This is a genomic window from Sphingomonas sp. S-NIH.Pt15_0812 (genome assembly GCF_003951315.1).
Lineage (GTDB): Bacteria > Pseudomonadota > Alphaproteobacteria > Sphingomonadales > Sphingomonadaceae > Sphingomonas.
In genome coordinates, this window is the sequence record NZ_QLJH01000026.1 from 12605 (window position 1) to 30396 (window position 17792).

19 protein-coding genes are annotated in these 17792 nt (G+C 70.5%); 10 read left to right on the forward strand and 9 right to left on the reverse strand.

What is annotated here, in order from left to right:
• Positions 1-15: 15 nt before the first annotated feature.
• Both BRX43_RS15285 and BRX43_RS15290 read right to left on the reverse strand, forming a co-directional pair.
• Positions 16-1266 carry a putative DNA modification/repair radical SAM protein gene (locus BRX43_RS15285; protein WP_125995957.1) on the reverse strand — a complete coding sequence of 417 codons (1251 nt, stop codon included), beginning with the start codon at positions 1264-1266 and terminating at the stop codon, positions 16-18.
• A 234-nt stretch (positions 1267-1500) separates the two neighbouring features.
• A complete protein-coding gene (locus BRX43_RS15290; RefSeq protein ID WP_125995958.1) occupies positions 1501-4887 on the reverse strand; it encodes an AAA family ATPase in 3387 nt (1128 codons plus the stop codon).
• A 116-nt stretch (positions 4888-5003) separates the two neighbouring features.
• On the opposite strand from BRX43_RS15290, the gene BRX43_RS15295 reads away from it, so the two are divergent.
• Entirely contained in the window at positions 5004-6413 is a 1410-nt protein-coding gene (locus BRX43_RS15295; RefSeq protein ID WP_125995959.1) for a UdgX family uracil-DNA binding protein, read from the forward strand.
• A gap of 143 nt (positions 6414-6556) precedes the next feature.
• Positions 6557-7114, forward strand: a complete 558-nt coding sequence (locus BRX43_RS15300; RefSeq protein ID WP_125995960.1) for a hypothetical protein — start codon at positions 6557-6559, stop codon at positions 7112-7114.
• A 7-nt stretch (positions 7115-7121) separates the two neighbouring features.
• Here BRX43_RS15300 and BRX43_RS15305 read toward each other — a convergent pair whose 3' ends face one another.
• Positions 7122-7919 (reverse strand): aldo/keto reductase, encoded by a 798-nt coding sequence (locus BRX43_RS15305; RefSeq protein ID WP_125995989.1) that lies wholly within the window; start codon positions 7917-7919, stop codon positions 7122-7124.
• 88 nt (positions 7920-8007) lie between these two features.
• Here BRX43_RS15305 and BRX43_RS15310 point away from each other — a divergent pair, with 88 nt between their 5' ends.
• Complete coding sequence (locus tag BRX43_RS15310; protein WP_125995961.1) at positions 8008-8643, forward strand: DedA family protein; 636 nt, start codon at positions 8008-8010, stop codon at positions 8641-8643.
• Here the strand turns inward: BRX43_RS15310 and BRX43_RS15315 are convergent.
• The 6 genes from BRX43_RS15315 to BRX43_RS15340 all read right to left on the reverse strand — a co-directional run bounded on the left by BRX43_RS15315 (position 8591) and on the right by BRX43_RS15340 (position 12419).
• The gene (locus BRX43_RS15315) at positions 8591-10051 is read right to left on the reverse strand and encodes a hypothetical protein (RefSeq protein ID WP_206433240.1); all 1461 of its coding nucleotides are present in this window, start codon (positions 10049-10051) and stop codon (positions 8591-8593) included. The genes BRX43_RS15310 and BRX43_RS15315 overlap by 53 nt on opposite strands.
• A 71-nt stretch (positions 10052-10122) precedes the next feature.
• Complete coding sequence (locus BRX43_RS15320; RefSeq protein WP_125995962.1) at positions 10123-10428, reverse strand: flagellar protein FlgN; 306 nt, start codon at positions 10426-10428, stop codon at positions 10123-10125.
• Entirely contained in the window at positions 10415-10711 is a 297-nt protein-coding gene (gene flgM / locus BRX43_RS15325) for a flagellar biosynthesis anti-sigma factor FlgM (protein ID WP_125995963.1), read from the reverse strand. Before flgM ends, BRX43_RS15320 begins: the two co-directional genes overlap by 14 nt.
• A 69-nt stretch (positions 10712-10780) precedes the next feature.
• Entirely contained in the window at positions 10781-11290 is a 510-nt protein-coding gene (locus tag BRX43_RS15330; RefSeq protein ID WP_125995964.1) for a flagella basal body P-ring formation protein FlgA, read from the reverse strand.
• A complete protein-coding gene (locus tag BRX43_RS15335) occupies positions 11287-11778 on the reverse strand; it encodes a flagellar motor protein MotB (protein ID WP_125995965.1) in 492 nt (163 codons plus the stop codon). The genes BRX43_RS15330 and BRX43_RS15335 overlap by 4 nt, the downstream gene beginning before the upstream one ends.
• Positions 11775-12419 (reverse strand): MotA/TolQ/ExbB proton channel family protein, encoded by a 645-nt coding sequence (locus BRX43_RS15340; RefSeq protein ID WP_125995966.1) that lies wholly within the window; start codon positions 12417-12419, stop codon positions 11775-11777. Before BRX43_RS15340 ends, BRX43_RS15335 begins: the two co-directional genes overlap by 4 nt.
• Positions 12420-12759: 340 nt before the next feature.
• Between BRX43_RS15340 and BRX43_RS15345 the strand changes: the two genes are divergently transcribed.
• The 7 genes from BRX43_RS15345 to BRX43_RS15375 are packed head-to-tail and all read left to right on the forward strand — an operon-like array spanning position 12760 to position 17760.
• Positions 12760-13104: a flagellar basal body protein gene (locus BRX43_RS15345; RefSeq protein WP_125995967.1), complete on the forward strand. Its 345-nt coding sequence runs from the start codon at positions 12760-12762 to the stop codon at positions 13102-13104.
• A gap of 3 nt (positions 13105-13107) precedes the next feature.
• A complete protein-coding gene (gene flgC / locus BRX43_RS15350; RefSeq protein ID WP_125995968.1) occupies positions 13108-13515 on the forward strand; it encodes a flagellar basal body rod protein FlgC in 408 nt (135 codons plus the stop codon).
• A 2-nt stretch (positions 13516-13517) separates the two neighbouring features.
• Entirely contained in the window at positions 13518-14201 is a 684-nt protein-coding gene (locus tag BRX43_RS15355; RefSeq protein ID WP_125995969.1) for a flagellar hook capping FlgD N-terminal domain-containing protein, read from the forward strand.
• A 24-nt stretch (positions 14202-14225) separates the two neighbouring features.
• On the forward strand, positions 14226-15494 hold the full coding sequence (locus BRX43_RS15360) for a flagellar hook protein FlgE (protein ID WP_125995970.1): 1269 nt from the start codon (positions 14226-14228) through the stop codon (positions 15492-15494).
• A 24-nt stretch (positions 15495-15518) separates the two neighbouring features.
• Positions 15519-16268, forward strand: a complete 750-nt coding sequence (gene flgF, locus BRX43_RS15365; protein WP_125995971.1) for a flagellar basal body rod protein FlgF — start codon at positions 15519-15521, stop codon at positions 16266-16268.
• 10 nt (positions 16269-16278) lie between these two features.
• Complete coding sequence (gene flgG, locus BRX43_RS15370; RefSeq protein WP_125995972.1) at positions 16279-17067, forward strand: flagellar basal-body rod protein FlgG; 789 nt, start codon at positions 16279-16281, stop codon at positions 17065-17067.
• Positions 17068-17082: 15 nt separating this feature from the next.
• Positions 17083-17760 carry a flagellar basal body L-ring protein FlgH gene (locus BRX43_RS15375; protein ID WP_125995973.1) on the forward strand — a complete coding sequence of 226 codons (678 nt, stop codon included), beginning with the start codon at positions 17083-17085 and terminating at the stop codon, positions 17758-17760.
• Positions 17761-17792: the final 32 nt, after the last annotated feature.

Below are 17792 nucleotides of genomic sequence, written 5' to 3' on the forward strand. Positions count from 1 at the left end.
CGCCCGGCCGATCGACTATGCCGCGAACAATTCCAGCTGCTGCTGCTTCTTCGGCGCGACCAGCGGCTTCAGATCCTCACGCTCGGCCAACGACACCGGCCGCCAGTCCTCGGCGATCAGGAACGGGCGCAGCTTGGCGATCGACACGGTCAGCCGCGCGACATCGTCCAGCCGCAGCCGCCGCCAGCGCCGGCTCGCCAGGATCGCGTCGACCGCCTTCACCCCCAGGCCCGGCACGCGCAGCAACGCCTCGCGCGGGGCGCGATTGACGTCGACCGGGAAACGGTCGCGGAACTTGAGCGCCCAGGCCAGCTTGGGATCGATGTCGAGCGGCAACATGCCCGTCTCCGCATCCGCCGCCGCGACCACCTCATGCGGCTGATAGTCGTAGAATCGCATCAGCCAGTCCGACTGGTAGAGGCGATGCTCACGCATCAGAGGCGGCCGTTGCAGCGGCAGCACCGCCGACGCGTCGGGGATCGGGCTGAACGCCGAATAATAGACGCGGCGCAAGCCGAAGCGGTCGTAGAGCGTCGACGCGCGCAGCACGATATCGCCATCGGTCGCGGCATCCGCGCCGACGATCATCTGGGTCGACTGACCGGCCGGGGCGAATTTCGGCGCGTTGCGATATTTCTTGCCCGCATCGCGCTGGTCGGCGATCGCGCCCTTCACCTCGGCCATCGCGCCCTCGATCCGGGCGCCGTCCTTCTCGGGCGCGAGCCGCTTCAACCCGCCCGCCGTCGGCAGCTCGACATTGATCGAGACGCGGTCGGCATGCAGCCCGGCCTGGTGGATCAGCTCGGGATCGGCGTCGGGGATGGTCTTGAGATGGATATAGCCGCGGAAGTGATGATCCTCGCGCAGCGACCGCGCGACCTCGACCATCTGTTCCATCGTATAGTTGGGCGACCGGATGATGCCCGAGGACAGGAACAGCCCCTCGATATAGTTGCGCTTGTAGAAGGACAGGGTGAGATTCACCACCTCCTGCGCGGAGAAGCGGGCGCGGCGGACGTTCGACGACTTGCGGTTGATGCAATAATGGCAGTCGAAGATGCAGCTGTTGGTCAGCAGGATCTTGAGCAGCGAGATGCAGCGGCCATCGGGCGCATAGGCATGGCAGATGCCCATTCCCTCGGTCGAACCCAGCCCCTTACCGTCGCGGCTGTTGCGCTTGGCGGTGCCGGACGACGCGCAGGACGCGTCATACTTCGCGGCATCGGCGAGAATCGCCAGCTTTTCACGGGTGTCGAGCTGCGCCATCCCGTTCCAAATATGTTCTGACGTCCCCGGTCGCAAGGCGCGACCCGCCCGCCCGGTAACCTGCTTTACCGCCGGGAAAGGCGGAAAAAAGGGGGGCGACCCGTGGGGCCGCCCCGTAGTTCAGGGAATGTGTCGCGCGGACAAAAGGGGGAGAACCGCGGCGACCTTCTCCTTCTGACAGCCAGATGTTGCGAAACTATGTCCGTGGCGCGGGAAAGTGTAACCGGATGTATCCTATTCGGCGGCGAGCAGCGTTTCCGCCGCCTGAAGATCGACCGAAACCACCCGGCTGACCCCGCGCTCGATCATCGTCACGCCGAACAGACGGTGCATCCGGCTCATCGTCACCGCATTATGGGTGACGATCAGGTAGCGCGTGTCGGTATCCTGGACCATGCGGTCGAGCAGCCCGCAGAACCGGTCGATATTGGCGTCGTCCAGCGGCGCGTCGACCTCGTCCAGCACGCAGATCGGCGCGGGGTTGGTCAGGAACAGCGCGAAGATCAGCGCGACGGCGGTCAGCGCCTGTTCGCCGCCCGACAACAGGGTCAGCGATTGCAGCCGCTTGCCGGGTGGCTGCGCCAATATCTCCAGCCCCGCCTCCAGCGGATCGTCCGAATCGACCAGCGCCAGATGCGCCGCGCCGCCATCGAACAGGGTCGCGAACAGCCGCCGGAAATGCGCGTCCACCGCCTCGAACGCGGCGCGCAGCCGTTGCCGCCCCTCGCGGTTCAGCGTCGCGATCGAGCCGCGCAGCGCCGCCACCGCCTCGCCCAGTTCGACGCGTTCCGCCGCGGCGCTGGCCCCCGCCGCGTCCAGTTCGGCCAGTTCGCGCTCGGCGACCAGATTGACCGGGCCGATCCGCTCGCGCTCCTGCACCAGCCGCTCATGCGTGGCGGTCTCCGCCACCGGATCGCCCACCTCCGCGCCGACGAACCCGAGTCGCTCGGGCAGCACCGGGGCGGGGCATTGGAAACGCTCGCCCGACAGGCGGCCGATCTCGACCCGGCGCTGCTCCTGGCTCTCCACCCGCGCCGTCGCCGCCGCCCGCGCCTCGCGCGCCGTGCCCAGCCGGTCGATCGCCTGGCGGTGCGCCGCCTCCGCCGCATGGAGCGCCGTCTCCGCGGTCGCCTCGGCGGTGGCGAGCAGGTCGGCCGCGCGGCGGTCATCGTCATGCGTGGCGGTCAGCGTGGCGATCCGTCCAGCCAGCGCGGCTGGCTGGTCGGCGAGCGACTCGGCTTCGATGGCGATCTCGGCATCGCGGCGATCCATCGCGACGATCCGCTTCGCCGCCTCGCCCGCGCGGGTGCGCCAGTCGCGCGCCTCCGCCTGCGCCGCGACCAGCCGCTCGCGATCGGCCGCCAGCCGCCGGTCGAGCGCCTGGCGCGCGGCCTGCGCCTCCATCACCGCCGTGCGCCGCTGCGTGGCCATGTGGCGCAGCGCCTCGACCTCGGCGGCGGTGGCGCGTCCGTCCGGCAGGGCGGCGACGGTGGTTTCGGCCGCCGCCTGATCCGCCGCCGCCTCCGCCCGCTCCCCGGCGATGCGCGCGGCACGCTGGTCCAGGTCGGCGCGCTGCCCGGCAAGCCGATCAAGCGCGGCGGCAGCGCTGTCCTCCGCCCGCCCCGCCTCGCGCATCGCCTGCTCGGCGCGCGCCAGCGCATCGCGGGCGGTGCGCGCCGCGATCCGCGCGGCCTCGATCGCCGCGTCCACCTGCGCCCGCGCCCTCGTCGCCCGGTCGAGCGCCTCGGTCGCCGCCGGACGGGCGTCGCGGAGCCGGGTCAGCCGGTTCAACCGTTCCAGCCGCTCCGCCGCCGCCGCGCCCTGCCCGCTGGCGCGATAGCCGTCCCAGCGGCGCAAGGTCCCGTCTCGCGTCACCAGCCGCTGCCCGACCGCCAGCGCCTGTCCGGCATCCGTCGCCGCCACCAGCACCTGGCGCAACCGGCGGGCGAGCAACGGGGGCGCGGCGACATGATCCGCCAGCGGCTCGGTACCCGGCGCGGGGCCCGGATCACCCGGCTCGACCGGCATCGGCATCCACACATCGGGACTGGATTCGAGATCGTCGCCCAGCGCCGCGCCCAACGCACGCTCATAGCCGGGGGCCGGCACCAGCTGGTCGATCAGCCGGACGCCGCCACTGCGCCTGGTCGCCCGTTCCAGCGCCGCCACTTCGCTGTCGAGCGCCGCCAGATCGGCGCGCGCGGTCGCGCGCGCCGTCTCCGCCGAATCGCGATCGGCCATGCCCGCCCGCTCGGCCGCCTCCGCCGCCGCGTGCGCCTCGCGTGCCGTCTCCGCCGCCAGCCCCGCTGCCACGCGACGCTCGGCCGCCGCCTCGCGCTGTGCGGTCAGCGGCGCGGGCAACGGCAAGGCGGCGAGCGCCGCCGCTGCCTGGACCGCCTCGCGCTTGACGCGCGCCAGCCGGGTCGCGGCGGCCTCGCCGGCGGCGCGCGCCACCCGCGCCTCCGCCACTTCGCCTGCCTGCCGGCTCATGCCCTGCGCCAGCGCGACCTCGGCATCGCGCGCGGCCCGCTCCGCCTCTTCCAGCGCGGCGCCCCGGTGCGGCGCATCCTGCTCGCCAGCGGCGATGGCGGCGGCCAGCGCCTCCCCCTCCGCCGCCAGCCGGGCGAGCGCCGCCGCCGCATCGCCGGCCAGCGATCCCTCGCGCGCACGGTCCTCCGCCAATCGCATGGCCGCCGCCGCCAGATCGGCGATGCGGCGCTCGACCGCCTGCCGCTCGCCGGTCAGCGCCGCCAGCGCATGCGCCGCCTCCGTCACCCGCTCCCGCGCCGCCAGCGCCGCGCCGCGCGCCGCCGCCACCTCGGTCGCCGCGCGACGCTGGGCGGCGGCGTCGGACTGTTCCGCCGCCGCCGCCGCCTCCACAGCCGCCGTACAGGCCCGCGCCGCCGCCTTGGCCGCATCCGCCTCGGCCGCGGCGGCGCGCCAGCGGGCGAAGATCATCCGCGCCTCCGCCAGCCGGATGCGGTCGGACAGTCGGCGATAGCGTTCGGCCGCCCGAGCCTGTCGCCGCAGCACGGCGGCGCGCGCCGCCTGGTCGGCGAGCACCGTGTCGAGCCGCTCCAGATTGGCCTCGGTCTGGCGCAGCCGCGACTCCGCCTCGCGCCGGCGGACGTGCAGGCCGGCGATCCCGGCCGCTTCCTCCAGCATCGCGCGACGCTCGGCCGGCTTGGCGGCGATCACCGCGCCGATCCGGTTCTGGCTGACCAAGGCGGGCGAATGCGCGCCGGTCGCGGCATCGGCGAACAACAGCCCGACATCGCGCGCCCGCACGTCGCGCCCGTCGATCCGATAGGCGGAGCCCGCGCCGCGCTCGATCCGCCGCACCACCTCCGTCTCGCGGCCGTCGACCTCGGCCAGGATCGACACTTCGGCGAAGTCGCGCGGCGGGCGCGTCGCGGTGCCGGCGAAGATCACGTCCTCCATGCCGGACCCGCGCATCGACCGGGCGCTGTTCTCGCCCATCGCCCAGCGCAGCGCCTCCAGCAGGTTCGACTTGCCGCAGCCATTGGGCCCGACCACGCCGGTCAGCCCGTCGCGGATCACCAGATCGGCGGGTTCGACGAAGCTCTTGAAGCCGGCCAGGCGAAGGCGGGTGATCCGCATGGGATGGGGATGTGGCGCATCGGCCGCCGGCCGTCGACCGCTTCTTTCACGGCGATGCTGCAACCTCCCGTCGCGGCGCGCGATTCTGTCCGCACCAGCAAGCGCAAAGGCCCCGGATGCGAGTCGTCACCCTGCCCGAACCCGACGATTTCGACGCCTGGCGCGCCGCCGCGCGCGATCTGGCCGCTGCCGACATGCCCGCCGATGCGATCGTCTGGCAGGTGGGATCGCAACCGACCGACCTGTTCGGCAGCGCGGAGCCGACCCCGGCGCCGGCCAGTCCCGCGCCGGGCGGCTTCTCCGTGCCGCGCGCGTTCCTCGACCTCGGCCGGCATGTCGTGATGGCGAACGACCCCGCCCGTTTCTCGCTGCTCTACACATTGCTCACCCGCCTGCGCCGCGAGCCCCGGCTGATCGAGGATCAGGCCGACCCGCTGGTCCGCAAGTTGGAGACGCTGGCCAAGGGGGTGCGCCGCGACATCCACAAGATGCGCGCTTTCCTCCGCTTCCGCGAAGTCGCGGACGAGGACGGCACGCCGCGCTTCGTCGCCTGGTTCGAGCCGGAGCATCATATCGTCCGCGCCAACGCCGCCTTCTTCGTCAACCGCTTCGCCGCGATGCGCTGGTCGATCCTGACGCCGGAGGTGTCGCTCCACTGGGACGGGCAGTCGCTGAGCGAGGGTCCGCCCGCGACCAAGGCCGATGCGCCGGACGGCGACCCGACCGAGGAGGTGTGGAAGACCTATTATAGCAGCATCTTCAACCCCGCCCGGCTGAAGGTCGGCGCGATGCTGAAGGAGATGCCGCGCAAATATTGGAAGAACATGCCGGAAACCGCGCTGGTGCCGCAATTGCTGGCCGGCGCGCAGGCGCGGGAGGCGAAGATGATCGAGACGGCCCCACGGACCGAAGGACGCGGCATCACCGGCGACAATCGCCGCCTGGCCTGGGAGGCACTGCGCGAGGAGGCGGCGGGCTGCACCCGTTGCCCGCTCTACAAGCCGGCGACGCAGACCGTGTTCGGCGAGGGGCCGGTCGATGCCGCATTGATGTTCGTCGGCGAGCAGCCCGGCGACCAGGAGGATCTGTCCGGCCGGCCCTTTGTCGGTCCCGCCGGACAGATGTTCGACCGCGCGCTGGCGGCGGCGGCGATCGACCGGTCCACCGTCTATGTCACCAATGCGGTCAAGCATTTCAAGTTCGAGCCGCGCGGCAAGCGCCGCATCCACGCCAAGCCCGGCGCCGGCGAGATCGATGCCTGCCGCTGGTGGGTCGAGCAGGAGCAGATGCTGGTCCGCCCGCGCGTCACCGTGGCGCTGGGCGCGACGGCGGCGCGCTCGCTGTTCGGGCGGGTGATGACGATCGGCAAGGAGCGCGGCCGCGAGTTGCGGTTGGCGGATGGCGGAGCGGCCTGGATCACCGTCCATCCCAGCTATCTGCTCCGCCTGCCCGACCCGGCTCAGGCGGAGGTGGAATATGCGCGCTTCGTGGAGGATCTGAAGCTGGCGGCGGCGGCGCTGGGGTGAGGGCGACCCGGCCGGAAGATTATCGCAGCCGTCTTGGGTCGATCTGAACCTTGATGCCATCGGTCGGTTGATGATCGTTCATGGCCAGTCCGGCGCGGCCGTCCCTCCGATGTCGTCGCCGGCTGCGATCGGGAGCGGGCACGATGCGTCACATCCAGCTTCTTCTCATCCCCGCCGCACTGCTCACGGCGATGCCCGTAGAGGCCGGGCCCAAGCCGGCCAGCATAAGCTGGGCGAAGCCGGGCGTATCGTTCGACGCCTATCGGCAGGACACGCTGGACTGCGCCAACCGCACCTATGGGTTGAACGTCAGCATGAAGCCGCGGACGGCATCGGCGCTGGCGGCGCTGAACAATGCGCAGCTCACCGCCATCGTGACCGGGCTGAACACCGGTTCGCAGGTCGGCAGCCAAGACTATCAGGGCGGCGCGGACGGCTATCGCGCGGTGATGAACGTCGTGGCCCCCGGCCGGACGCTGCTGCGGACCTCCACCTATACCGAGACCTTCCGCCATGCCGCCTATCGCGACGTGGTGGACCAGCTCCAGTCGGTGCTCGACTATTGCCTGATGTCGCGCGGCTATCATCGGTTCACGCTGCGCCGGTCGGACATGGCCGCGCTGCGCCGACTACCGACAGGGTCGGAGGAACGCGCCCGCTATCTGCACGGGCTGGCCGCCGCGCCCTCGCCCCCGTCGTGATCGGCGTTCACATCTCGCGCGGGTCCGGTCCCAACCGGCCGTCGGGCGAGTCGAGTTCGTCGATCGCGGCGATGTCCTCCGCGTCCAACGTCCAGTCGGCCGCCGCCAGATTGTCGCTCAGATGCTCGGCGCTCGACGCCTTGGGAATCACCGAATAGCCCTTGGCCAGATGCCAGGCGATCACCACCTGCGCCGCCGACCGGCCGTGCCGTTCGGCGATGGCGGTGATGCGCGGGTCGGTGAGCAGGGCCTTGCCCTGGCCGATCGGGCTCCAGCTCTGCGTCACGATGCCATGCGCCTGGTGATAGGCGACGCTGTCCCGCTGTTGGAAGGTCGGATGCAGCTCGATCTGGTTCACCGCCGGGGTGACGCCGGTCGCGTCGATGATCGCATCGAGATGCTCGGGCAGGAAGTTGGACACGCCGATCGACAGCGCCTTGCCCGCCTCGCGCAGGCGGACCATCGCCTGCCATGCCGCGACATAGAGGTCCGCGCCCGGCACCGGCCAGTGCATCAGATACAGGTCGACCGAGTCGCGCCCGAGCAGCGCCAGGCTCTCGTCCAGCGCCGCCTCGGCATCGTCCTGCCGATCGTTCCACAATTTGGTGGTGACCCACACGTCGCTGGCCTTCACGCCATCGCCGACGCCGCGCTCGTTGCCATAGATGGCGGCGGTGTCGACCAGGCGGTAGCCCAGGTCGATCCCCTGGCGGACGATGGCCGCCGCCTGGGGATCGGAAATCTGCCACGTGCCCATGCCCAATTGGGGCATGGCGCGGCCGTCGTTCAGGGTCAGATCGGTCATGCCCGCGCCAACCGACAGGCGTACCGACCAGTTCCCGCCCGGCTGATGCGGATTGACCCCTTGGACGCGCTCGGCCAAGCGGCGGGCCATGGTCGAAAAGATATTGGGGACGCTCGCCGCGTTCGTCATCGCGGTGATCTCGGGCGGCGGCTATTGGGGCATCGCGCTGCTGATGGCGATCGAGAGCGCGTGCATCCCGCTCCCCTCCGAACTCATCATGCCGTTCGCCGGCTATCTGGTGTCGACCGGACGGTTCGACCTGTTCCTGGCGGCGACGGCGGGGGCGATCGGCTGCAATCTCGGCTCGATCGTCGCCTATGAGGTCGGCAAGCGCGGCGGCCGGCCGGTGGCGGAACGCTGGGGCCGCTACCTGCTGATCGGCGCGGACGAGCTGGATGCGGCGGACCGCTTCTTCCGCCGCTGGGGTCCGGCGGCGGTGCTGATCGGCCGGTTGCTGCCGGTGATCCGCACCTTCATCGCCTTTCCGGCCGGCGTCGCGCGGATGCCGCTGATCCCCTTCCACCTCTATACCTTCATCGGCTCCTGGCCCTTCTGCCTGGGCCTCGCCTGGGTCGGCATGACATTGGGCGACAAGTGGAACAGCGATCCGCGCCTGAAGGCGGCGTTCCACCAGGCGGACCTCGCCATCGGGCTGGTGCTGGTCGCGGCGATCAGCCTCTATGTCTGGCACCGGGTGCGGGGCATCCGCAAGAACCGCGCCTGACCTGCCAGAGCAGCACCGTCATCAGCGGCAGCGCGACCGCCAGATAGGCGGACAGGCCGCTCCATGGCGACCAGCCCAGCCATTCGCTCGGCCAGGTCTGCAATGCGCCGGGGCGGAAGCGTTGCTCGATCACATAGGTCCAGACGGGCCAGCGATAGTCCGGCGGCGCGAAGATGTCGGCGGCGGCGATCACGAGGTTGACCGCCATCGACAGCGCCAGCAGCGCGGCGGTCGCGACCCGCCCCCACCGCTCCCGCTCCGCCCAAAAGGGCGCCAGCCCCAGCGCGAGCATCCCGATCGCCGGCACGGCATGGCGCGGCCCGGTGGAATTGCCGCCGTCCCAATAGAAATAGGCGGCGTTGACCAGCAGCACGATCGCCACCACGCCACCCGCCATGGCGGCGAGCCCGCGCGTCCGTGCATCATCCGCCAGCCGCGCCAGTCCCGGCACGCCGAGCACCAGGATCGGCGCGACCCAGACCAAGCCGCGTCGGTCGCCCAGCACGATCTCCAGCAGCACCTTGGGCCGGGGCCAGGTCAGGCCGAACAGCCCCTGCTGCATGCCCGCGAAACCGGTCACCCCGGCATAGGCGATTCGGAACGGCGTCCCGAAGGCGAGCAGGTTGTAGAGGGCCAGCGGCACCAGCATCGCCACGCCGCCCAGCGCCGCGAAACCGAGCACGCGCCAGCGCTCGGCGCATGGCCAGGCGCGCGCCGCCGCCCAGAGCGCGATCGCGCCGCCCGCCAGCACCGCCTGATATTCGACGACCACCGCCCAGCCCAGCGCCATGCCGCCCGCCAGCGCCAGTCCGACGCGGCGCTCGCCCGGCCCGGTCGCGCGCCACAGGCACCAGCCGGCGATGACATAGAGCGCCGCCACCACCGCATGGCCGGTGATCGTGCCCGACCATCCCCAGATCGGCGTGCCCAGAGCATAGCCCAAAGCCGCGACCAGTCCCGCCCCCGCCTGACCGGTCAGCGCCATGCCCCAGTCGAACAACAGCACCGCCGCCAATGCGGTCAGCCATGCCGGCCCCGTCGCCACCGCGACGCGCATCCGGAGGCGCAGGAAGCGGGCCAGGGTCGGATCGTAGAAGGAAAGATTCAGTCCGGCGGCGGTCGTGCCGCTCCACCGGTCGACGATAGCGACGGCGGGCAGCGCCATCAGCGTCATGCCGGGGGCCTTGTCGAGATAGGCGTGGGGGCCGAACTGCGCCTTGTCGATCGTCAGCGGCGCATATTCGTCGATCGTCGCATCGCCCTGTTCGACCAGGCTGAGCGCGGCGAACATCCGCGTGGCGTTATTGGGATTGAGCTCCCACGATCCGAACCAGGCGACCGACAGCCAGACCAGCAGGAACAGCAGCGGCCGGACGCCGCGCGGTGCCGTCGTTCCTCGATCCACCACGCCCTGCCCCCGCGATTTCGCTCGGCAGCATGGCTATCCGCCCGGCCGGCAGGGGTAAAGGGCGGTGCCGTCTATGCGAAGGCGGACATGCGGTGGCCGGCGAAGCTGTCGCCGGTCAGGCCTTGCAGGCGGCGGCGGGTATTGGCCGCCAGCAGGTTGACATAGATGCGGCACGTCTCGTTCAGCCGCTGCGCTTCCTCGGCCAGCTCGCGCAGGTCGATGCCGGCCGGACCGGTGCCCGCCGCGGCGACCGCGTCGATGCCAGACAGCTTGTCGGCGGTCGCCCGCTCCAGCGCGCGCGCGTCGTTCGCCTTCAGCGCGGCGATCTCGGCATGAAGGGCCTCGATCACCCGGACGAGCGCGTCACGCCTGTTCATTGGACTTCCACTCCAGCTTGAGCGCGATCAGCCGATCGGCGATGGTCGAGGGGGATAGCGGGAACTTGCCGTCCGCGATCGCCCGGCGGATCTGGGCGACGCGATCGGTATCGACCGGCGGCGCGGCGGCCATCGACTTGGCGAGGCGCGTCGATTCCGTGGCGACGGGCACGGCGGCGGGTTCGGGCGACGCACTGGTCACCACCTTCGCGACGGGCGCGATGGGGGTCGAAGCGGTGATCCGCGACGTCCCACCTGCCTTCCAACCAATCGAGTCCACCATGTCCAGCCTTTCGGGTTACACCGACAAGCCAGGAAACGGCCGGTCGCGCGCCGGCTTTAGCGAAATAATTCAGTCACCCCAGCTCGGCAGCGTCGCCCGGCCGGCCGCAAGCGCCATCGCCTGCACGGGCGCCTTGGCGTCCTCCACCCGGACCAGGAAGCGCGCGCCGGGCGCGGCATCGGCCATCGCCACGCCCTCGCGGCTGATCGCGAAGCCCTCCGACCCCGCCTCGATCACCACCGGGTCGCCGCGCCGGATCACCGGCTCCGCCTTGACCGGCGGGACGACGCGCGGCGCGGCGGCGGCGACGCTCACCACCGGCACGCTGCGACGGACCGGCACGAACAGCCGCCAGTCGGGACCGGTGCAGGAGATCGTCACCGCGTCATGCGCATCGCTGCGCCAGGCGATCGCCGCCATCGGACAGGCGCGCAGCCGCAGGCGCGCATCGATCGGGGTGCGCGCGCCACCCTCCTCGCCCAGCGCATGTCCGGTGAAGCCGGCGACCGCGCGGTCGAGCGCGGCGATATCCTGAAAGGCGGCGGGAGCAGCGGCGGCGAGCAGCAGGGCGACGATCATGGGTGGGTCCTTTCGCCGGTGAAGGCGAGGGTGAGGGTGACGGCGGCGGGCCCGGTCGCGGTGGCGACCGACACGCGGGCGGGATCGAGCGGGGCGACCTGCGCGGCGACGGCGCGGGCGCGATCGGCGGCGAGGAGCGCGGGCGAACCGGTCGCGGGATCGACATCGGTGGCGGCCGCCCCCGCCCCGCCGGTGACGGTGATCGAGACGCGCGGATCGGCCAGCGCCGCACGCGCCCATTCGCGCACCCCGTGCGCGGCACCGGGCAGCGCCGCCGAGCGGGGCGCGAAGCCATCGATCCGCATCGCCGCGACGGGCAGCGGCGGCGCCTCGGCGTCGAAGCCGGCGCGGACGCCATGCGCCAGCCGCGCGGGATCGACCTTGCCGGCCTGCAGCAGCACGAAGAAGCCGAGCAGCAACAGCGCCAGATCGGCCAGCGTCACCAGCCAGAGCGGCCGGCCGGGGATTCGTTCGGGAAAGTCGGTCATGCCACGCTCGCCAGCGCCAGCGGGGCCTCGCGCCGGGCGAGCGCCACCAGCGGCGCTTCCAGTCGCGCGCGTTCGAACGCCTCGGCCCGTGCCGCGCCGCGCAGGCGGCCGGCGATCGGTTGCAGCACTAGATTGGCAAGCACCGCGCCATAGAGCGTGGCGAGCAGCGCCACCGCCATGCCGGCGCCGATCGTCGCGACATCGTCCATGGCGGCGAACATGCGCGCCAGGCCGATCAGCGTGCCGACCATGCCCATCGCCGGCGCCGCTTCCGCCGCCGCCGCCCAGAGCTCCGCCGCCGCGCAATGCCGCTCGGCTCGGGTGCGGCGGCGATCGGCGACCAGCAGCGCCACCGCCTCGCTGTCCGCACCGTCGACGATCGCGGCGACGGCGGCGGCGACATCGGGGTCGGTCAGCACCGATCGGTCGAGCGCCATCACCCCGTGCCGCCGCGCGATCCGCGACAGGGCGGCGACCTGCTGGAGCAGCGGCTCGGCGGCGAACGGCGTGCGCGCCAGCGTGGCGAGCGCGCGTAGGCCGCGCGCGACGTCGCGAAGCGGCGTACGCAGCAGGGCGGCAAGGGTCGTACCGCCGCCGACGATCGCCAAGGCGACCGGATCGAAGAACATCGCGAATTCCATCGTGGGTGGATCAGCAAGGATCGGGCCAAGCAGGATTTCCAATGGCCTGGCAGGGACTTGCCCGCCAACCGGCAATAGGACCCGCGCCCGCTTGCCGCCGACCGGCAAATTCCTGCCGGAGGGGCGGAACCCTTCCCCCATGCTGTTCCCCGGCAAAGGCCGGGGCCCAGTTGGAAAGGTGGTTGTAACGGAGAGCCGAGCGTCATCGCTATCGTCTCCCAACTGGGCCCCGGCCTTCGCCGGGGAACAAGAGAGGATAGAAGACACCTCACTCAACAAACTGGCACGACCATTGCTTAGTCACTCTCGAACGCCAATCCGGGCGTCCAGGGAGGCCCAAGTGGCAGCAGACACATTGTTCGGCGTGCATGGAGCCGCGCTCCAGATACGGTCGCAGCGCATGGGCGTGCTGGCGTCGAACATCGCCAACGCCTCCACCCCCGGCTTCAAGGCGCGCGACATCGATTTCGGCGCGGCGCTGTCGTCGATGGAGGGCGGTAACCAGGGGGCGGTCGCGGGCGCGATGAAATATCGCGTGCCGCTCCAGACCTCGATGGACGGCAACACGGTCGAACTGAACGAGGAGCAGACCGCCTTTGCCGAGAATGCCGTCCAATATCAGACGACGCTCTCTTTTCTGAACGGCCGCATCGCCCAGGTCACCCGCGCGCTGAAGGGCGAATAAGCCATGTCCAACCCGCTCTCCATCTTCCAGGTTTCGGGCCGCGCCATGTCGGCGCAGCTCGTTCGGATGAACACCACCGCGTCGAACCTGGCCAATGTCGGCAATGCCGCCGGTTCCGCCGAGGCGGCCTATCGCACCATGAAGCCGGTGTTCCGCACCAGCTTCGACGCCGCCAGCGGCATGGCGACCGTCGATGTCGAAAAGGTCGTGACCGCGGGCGAAGCGCCGACCAAGCGCTACGACCCCGCCAATCCGATGGCCGACAAGGACGGCAATGTCTTCGACGCGGCGGTCGATGAATCGCGCGAACTGGTCGACATGATGGAGACCGCGCGCAGCTACCAGAACAATGTCGAGGTGATGCAGACCGCCAAGTCGCTGATCATCGACACCCTCAAGCTCGGGCGCTGACGATGACGACCTCGACCGCTTTCGACTCCACGCTCGCCGGCCTCGGCATTTCGCGCAGCAGCAGCGCCGCGAAGGTCCAGTCCTCGGCCTCCACCTCACTCGGCCAGTCGGACTTCCTGAAGCTGATGACCGCGCAGATGCAGAACCAGGATCCGTTCAACCCGGTCGACAATACCCAGATGGTCGCGCAGATGGCGCAATTCTCCTCGCTCGCCGGCATTTCCGAGATGTCGACGACGCTGAAGGCGATCCAGGACAAGCTGGGCGCGACCACCGCCTCGGACGCCATGGCCTATATCGGCAAGACCGTGCAGACGCCGGGCGGCACCGCCTATGGCCGCACCGGCGGCGGCCTGACCGGCGCGGTCGAGCTGGGCGACGCCGCCTCGCGCGTCACCGTCAGCATCGCCGACCCGAGCGGCAACGTGCTGAAGCAGATGGACCTGGGGGCAAGCCCCAAGGGCACCGTCGCCTATGACTGGGACGGCAAGACGCAGGATGGCGGCGAGGCGGGCAGCGGCCCCTTCACCGTCACCGTCGCGGCCCAGTCGGCGGGCAAGACCGTGCCCGCCACCAACCTCGTCTGGGCGCCGGTCGGTTCGGTCTCGACCACCAGCGGCGCCACCGTCCTCACGCTTCCCGGTCTCGGCGAAGTCCCCGTCAGCGCCGTTCGCCAGATCGGCTGAGCCCCTTTTCCAGGAGCAATCCCCATGTCCTTCTACACCTCGCTCTCCGGTCTCCAGGCGTCGCAGTCGGAGATGTCGACCATCTCGCACAACCTGGCGAACGTCGCGACCAACGGCTTCAAGAAGAGCCGCACCGAATTCGCCGACGTCATCGCCTCCTCGGTGTCGCTCAACCCGGCGCAGCAGGTCGGCTCGGGCACCGTGGTCAAGGCGAACCGCCAGCAGTTCGGCCAGGGCAACCTGATCCAGTCGGCCAACTCGCTCGACCTCGCCGTGTCCGGCGACGGCTTCTTCGTGGTGAAGCCGGAGGTCGGCGGCGCGAAGGTGAACTTCACGCGCAATGGCGGCTTCTTCGTCGACTCCAGCCGCTATGTCGTCGACTCGCAGGGCGGCCATCTCCAGGTCTATCCGGTCGACGGGTCGGGCGCGGTGGTCGCGACCGGCATCGATTCGGCAACCAGCCTCCAGCTGCCCGCCACCAGCGGCGTCGCGGTGCCGACCAAGAACGTCACCATGTCGCTCAACCTCAACGCCAATGCGTCGATCCCGACCGCCAAGGCGTTCGACCGGTTCGATCCGTCCAGCTACAACCAGTCGGCGCAGACCACCATCTACGACACCGCGGGCAACGCGATGACGCTGACCAACTATTTCGTGCGCGAGACGACGCCGCAGACCGCCAATGACGGTTCGACCTGGAAGGTCTACAGCTTCGTCGGCGACAAGCAGCTGACCAGCAAGGGCGCGGAGGCCACGACGCTGACCTTCAACGCGTCGGGCGCGATCACCGACCCGGTGACGCAAATCCCCTATGACGAGTTCACCACGGCGGGCGCGACCGCGCCGCAGCAGTTCGGCTTCCAGTTCGGCGTCGACACGACGCAGCTGTCGCAGCCGTTCAACGTCACCGATCGCGGCCAGGACGGCAAGCCGGTCGGCCAGATCCAGGGCGTGTCGATCGACGAGACCGGGCTGGTCAAGGCCAGCTTCTCGAACGGCGACACCCAGGCGCTGGGCCAGGTGATGCTCGCCAATTTCTCCAACCCCGAGGGGTTGCGCCAGCTCGGCTCCAGTTACTGGCAGTCGACCGGCGTGTCGGGCGAGGCGAAGCTGGGCGCGGCCGGGGCCAACGGCTTCGGCAACCTGATGAGCGGCACGATCGAGCGGTCGAATGTCGACATCACCGAGGAACTGGTCAACCTGATCGCGGCGCAGCGCGACTTCCAGGCGAACGCCAAGGCGCTCGATACCGCCAGCCAGATCTCGCAGACGATCTTCAACATCCGCACCTGATCGGACGCGTAAGGGAGGTACGGGGTGGACAAGCTGGTCTATACCGCGGCGACGGGCCTGCGCGCGCACATGGCGGCGCAGGCGGCGATCGCCAACAATATGGCGAACGGCTCCACCACCGGCTTCCGCGCCGACCGGGTGGTGTTCGACCGCATCGAGCTGAAGGGCGGCGGCGCGCAGATCGCGGCGCGGATGCCGAGCGCCGAGGAAGTGACCGATGCCGATCGTACCGCCGGCGCGATCCAGCAGACCGGTCGTCCGCTCGACGTGGCGGTGGCCGGCGATGCCTGGATCGCGGTGCAGGCCGCCGACGGACAGGAAGCCTATACGCGGCGCGGCGACCTGGAGATCGCGCCGTCGGGCGTGCTGCAGACCGGCGACGGCCATATCGTCATGGGCCAGTCCGGCCCGATCACGCTGCCGCCCGCCTCCTCCGTGTCGATCGGCGCGGACGGCAGCATCACCATCGTGCCGCAGGGCGCGGACGCCTCGCAGACGCAGATCGTCGACAAGCTGAAGCTGGCCTCGGCCAAGGGCACCGACACGGTCAAGGGGCTGGACAACCTGCTCTATGTCCGGGGCGGCGGCACGCTGCCCGAGGATCTGGACGCACGCGTGCAGGGCGGCGCGCTGGAAGGCTCCAACGTCAACATGACCCAGGCGCTGGTCGACATGATCGAGAACCAGCGGAGCTACGAAGTCACCGCCAATCTGATGAAGTCCGCCAAGGACATGGACGAGAGCAGCACCTCGCTGCTGCGTCTGCCGAGCTGAGGGAAGAACCATGACCAACGCCGCCATGCACATCGCGCGCACCGGGCTCGACGCCCAGGACATGCGGATGCGCGTCATCTCGAACAACCTGGCCAACGTCAACACGACCGGCTTCAAGCGCGACCGCGCCAATTTCGAGACGCTCTCCTATCAGGTGGTGACGACGCCGGGCGCGCAGTCGACCGCCGAGACGCGCTATGCCACCGGCCTCAACCTCGGCACCGGCGTCAAGGTGCAGGGCACCGCGCGGATCGACACGCAAGGGTCGATGCAGCAGACCGGCAACAGCCTGGACCTGGCGCTGGACGGCGACGGCTATTTCCAGGTGCAGCTGCCCGGCGGCACGCTCGGCTATACGCGCGCCGGCAATTTCTCCCGCTCCGCCGAGGGGCTGCTGGTGACCAGCGAGGGCTATCAGGTCCAGCCCGGCATCACCATTCCGGAGAACGCCACCGCGATCACGATCGGCACCGACGGCACCGTCTCGGCCACCGTGCCGGGGCAGAACGAGCCGACCCAGCTCGGGCAGATCCAGGTCGCCAGCTTCCCCAACGCCAGCGGCCTGCAGGCGACCGGCGACAATTACCTGACCGAGACCGCCGCGTCCGGCGCGGCGAACCTGGGCGTCGCCGGCCTGGATGGGCGCGGCAAGGTGCGCCAGGGATCGCTGGAGGCGTCGAACGTCAACGTCGTCGAGGAACTGGTCGACATGATCGAGACGCAGCGCGCCTATGAGGTCAACAGCAAGATGATCTCGGCCGCCGACGACATGCTGAAATACGTCAACCAGAACCTCTGATCGGGACCCCAGCCCATGTCGCCCCGCCTCGCGCTCGTGCCGATCGTCGTGCTCGCCCTCGCGCCTTCGCCCGTCCAGGCCGGGCTGTTCGGCAAGAAGGCCCCGCCGGAGGATTTCTCCGCCGCCCGCGCCGCGCCGCCCGTCCCGGTCGAGCCGGCGACCGGCTCGATCTTCGCCGCGTCGCAGGGCTATGCGGCGCTCTATGAGGGCTGGCGCGCGCGCCGGGTCGGCGATCCGCTGACCATCGTGCTGGTCGAGCAGACGGCGGCGTCCAAATCCGCCTCCTCCAAGCTCGACAGCCAGGGGTCGGGCCGGATCACGCCGCCGACCACCGGCCTGCTCAACCTGTTCCCGCCCTCGTCGGCCACGGCGAGCGGCGGGCGCGCGTTCAACGGCAAGGGCGCGGCGGACCAGGCCAATTCGCTGTCGGGCGAGGTGTCGGTGACGGTGGCCGAGGTCTATCCCAACGGCACGATGCTGGTCCAGGGGCAGAAGCGCCTGACGCTCAATCGCGGCGACGAGTTCGTCCGGATCAAGGGGATCGTCCGCACCGCCGATGTCGATCGCGAGAACCGCGTGCTGTCGACGCGCGTGGCGGACGCGCAGATCGCCTATACCGGCAAGGGCGACGTGGCCCGCGCCAGCCGCCAGGGCTGGCTGTCGCGCTTCTTCTCGGTGGTGAGTCCGTTCTGATGGCGGACCACCACTTTCCCCCCTTCTACCAC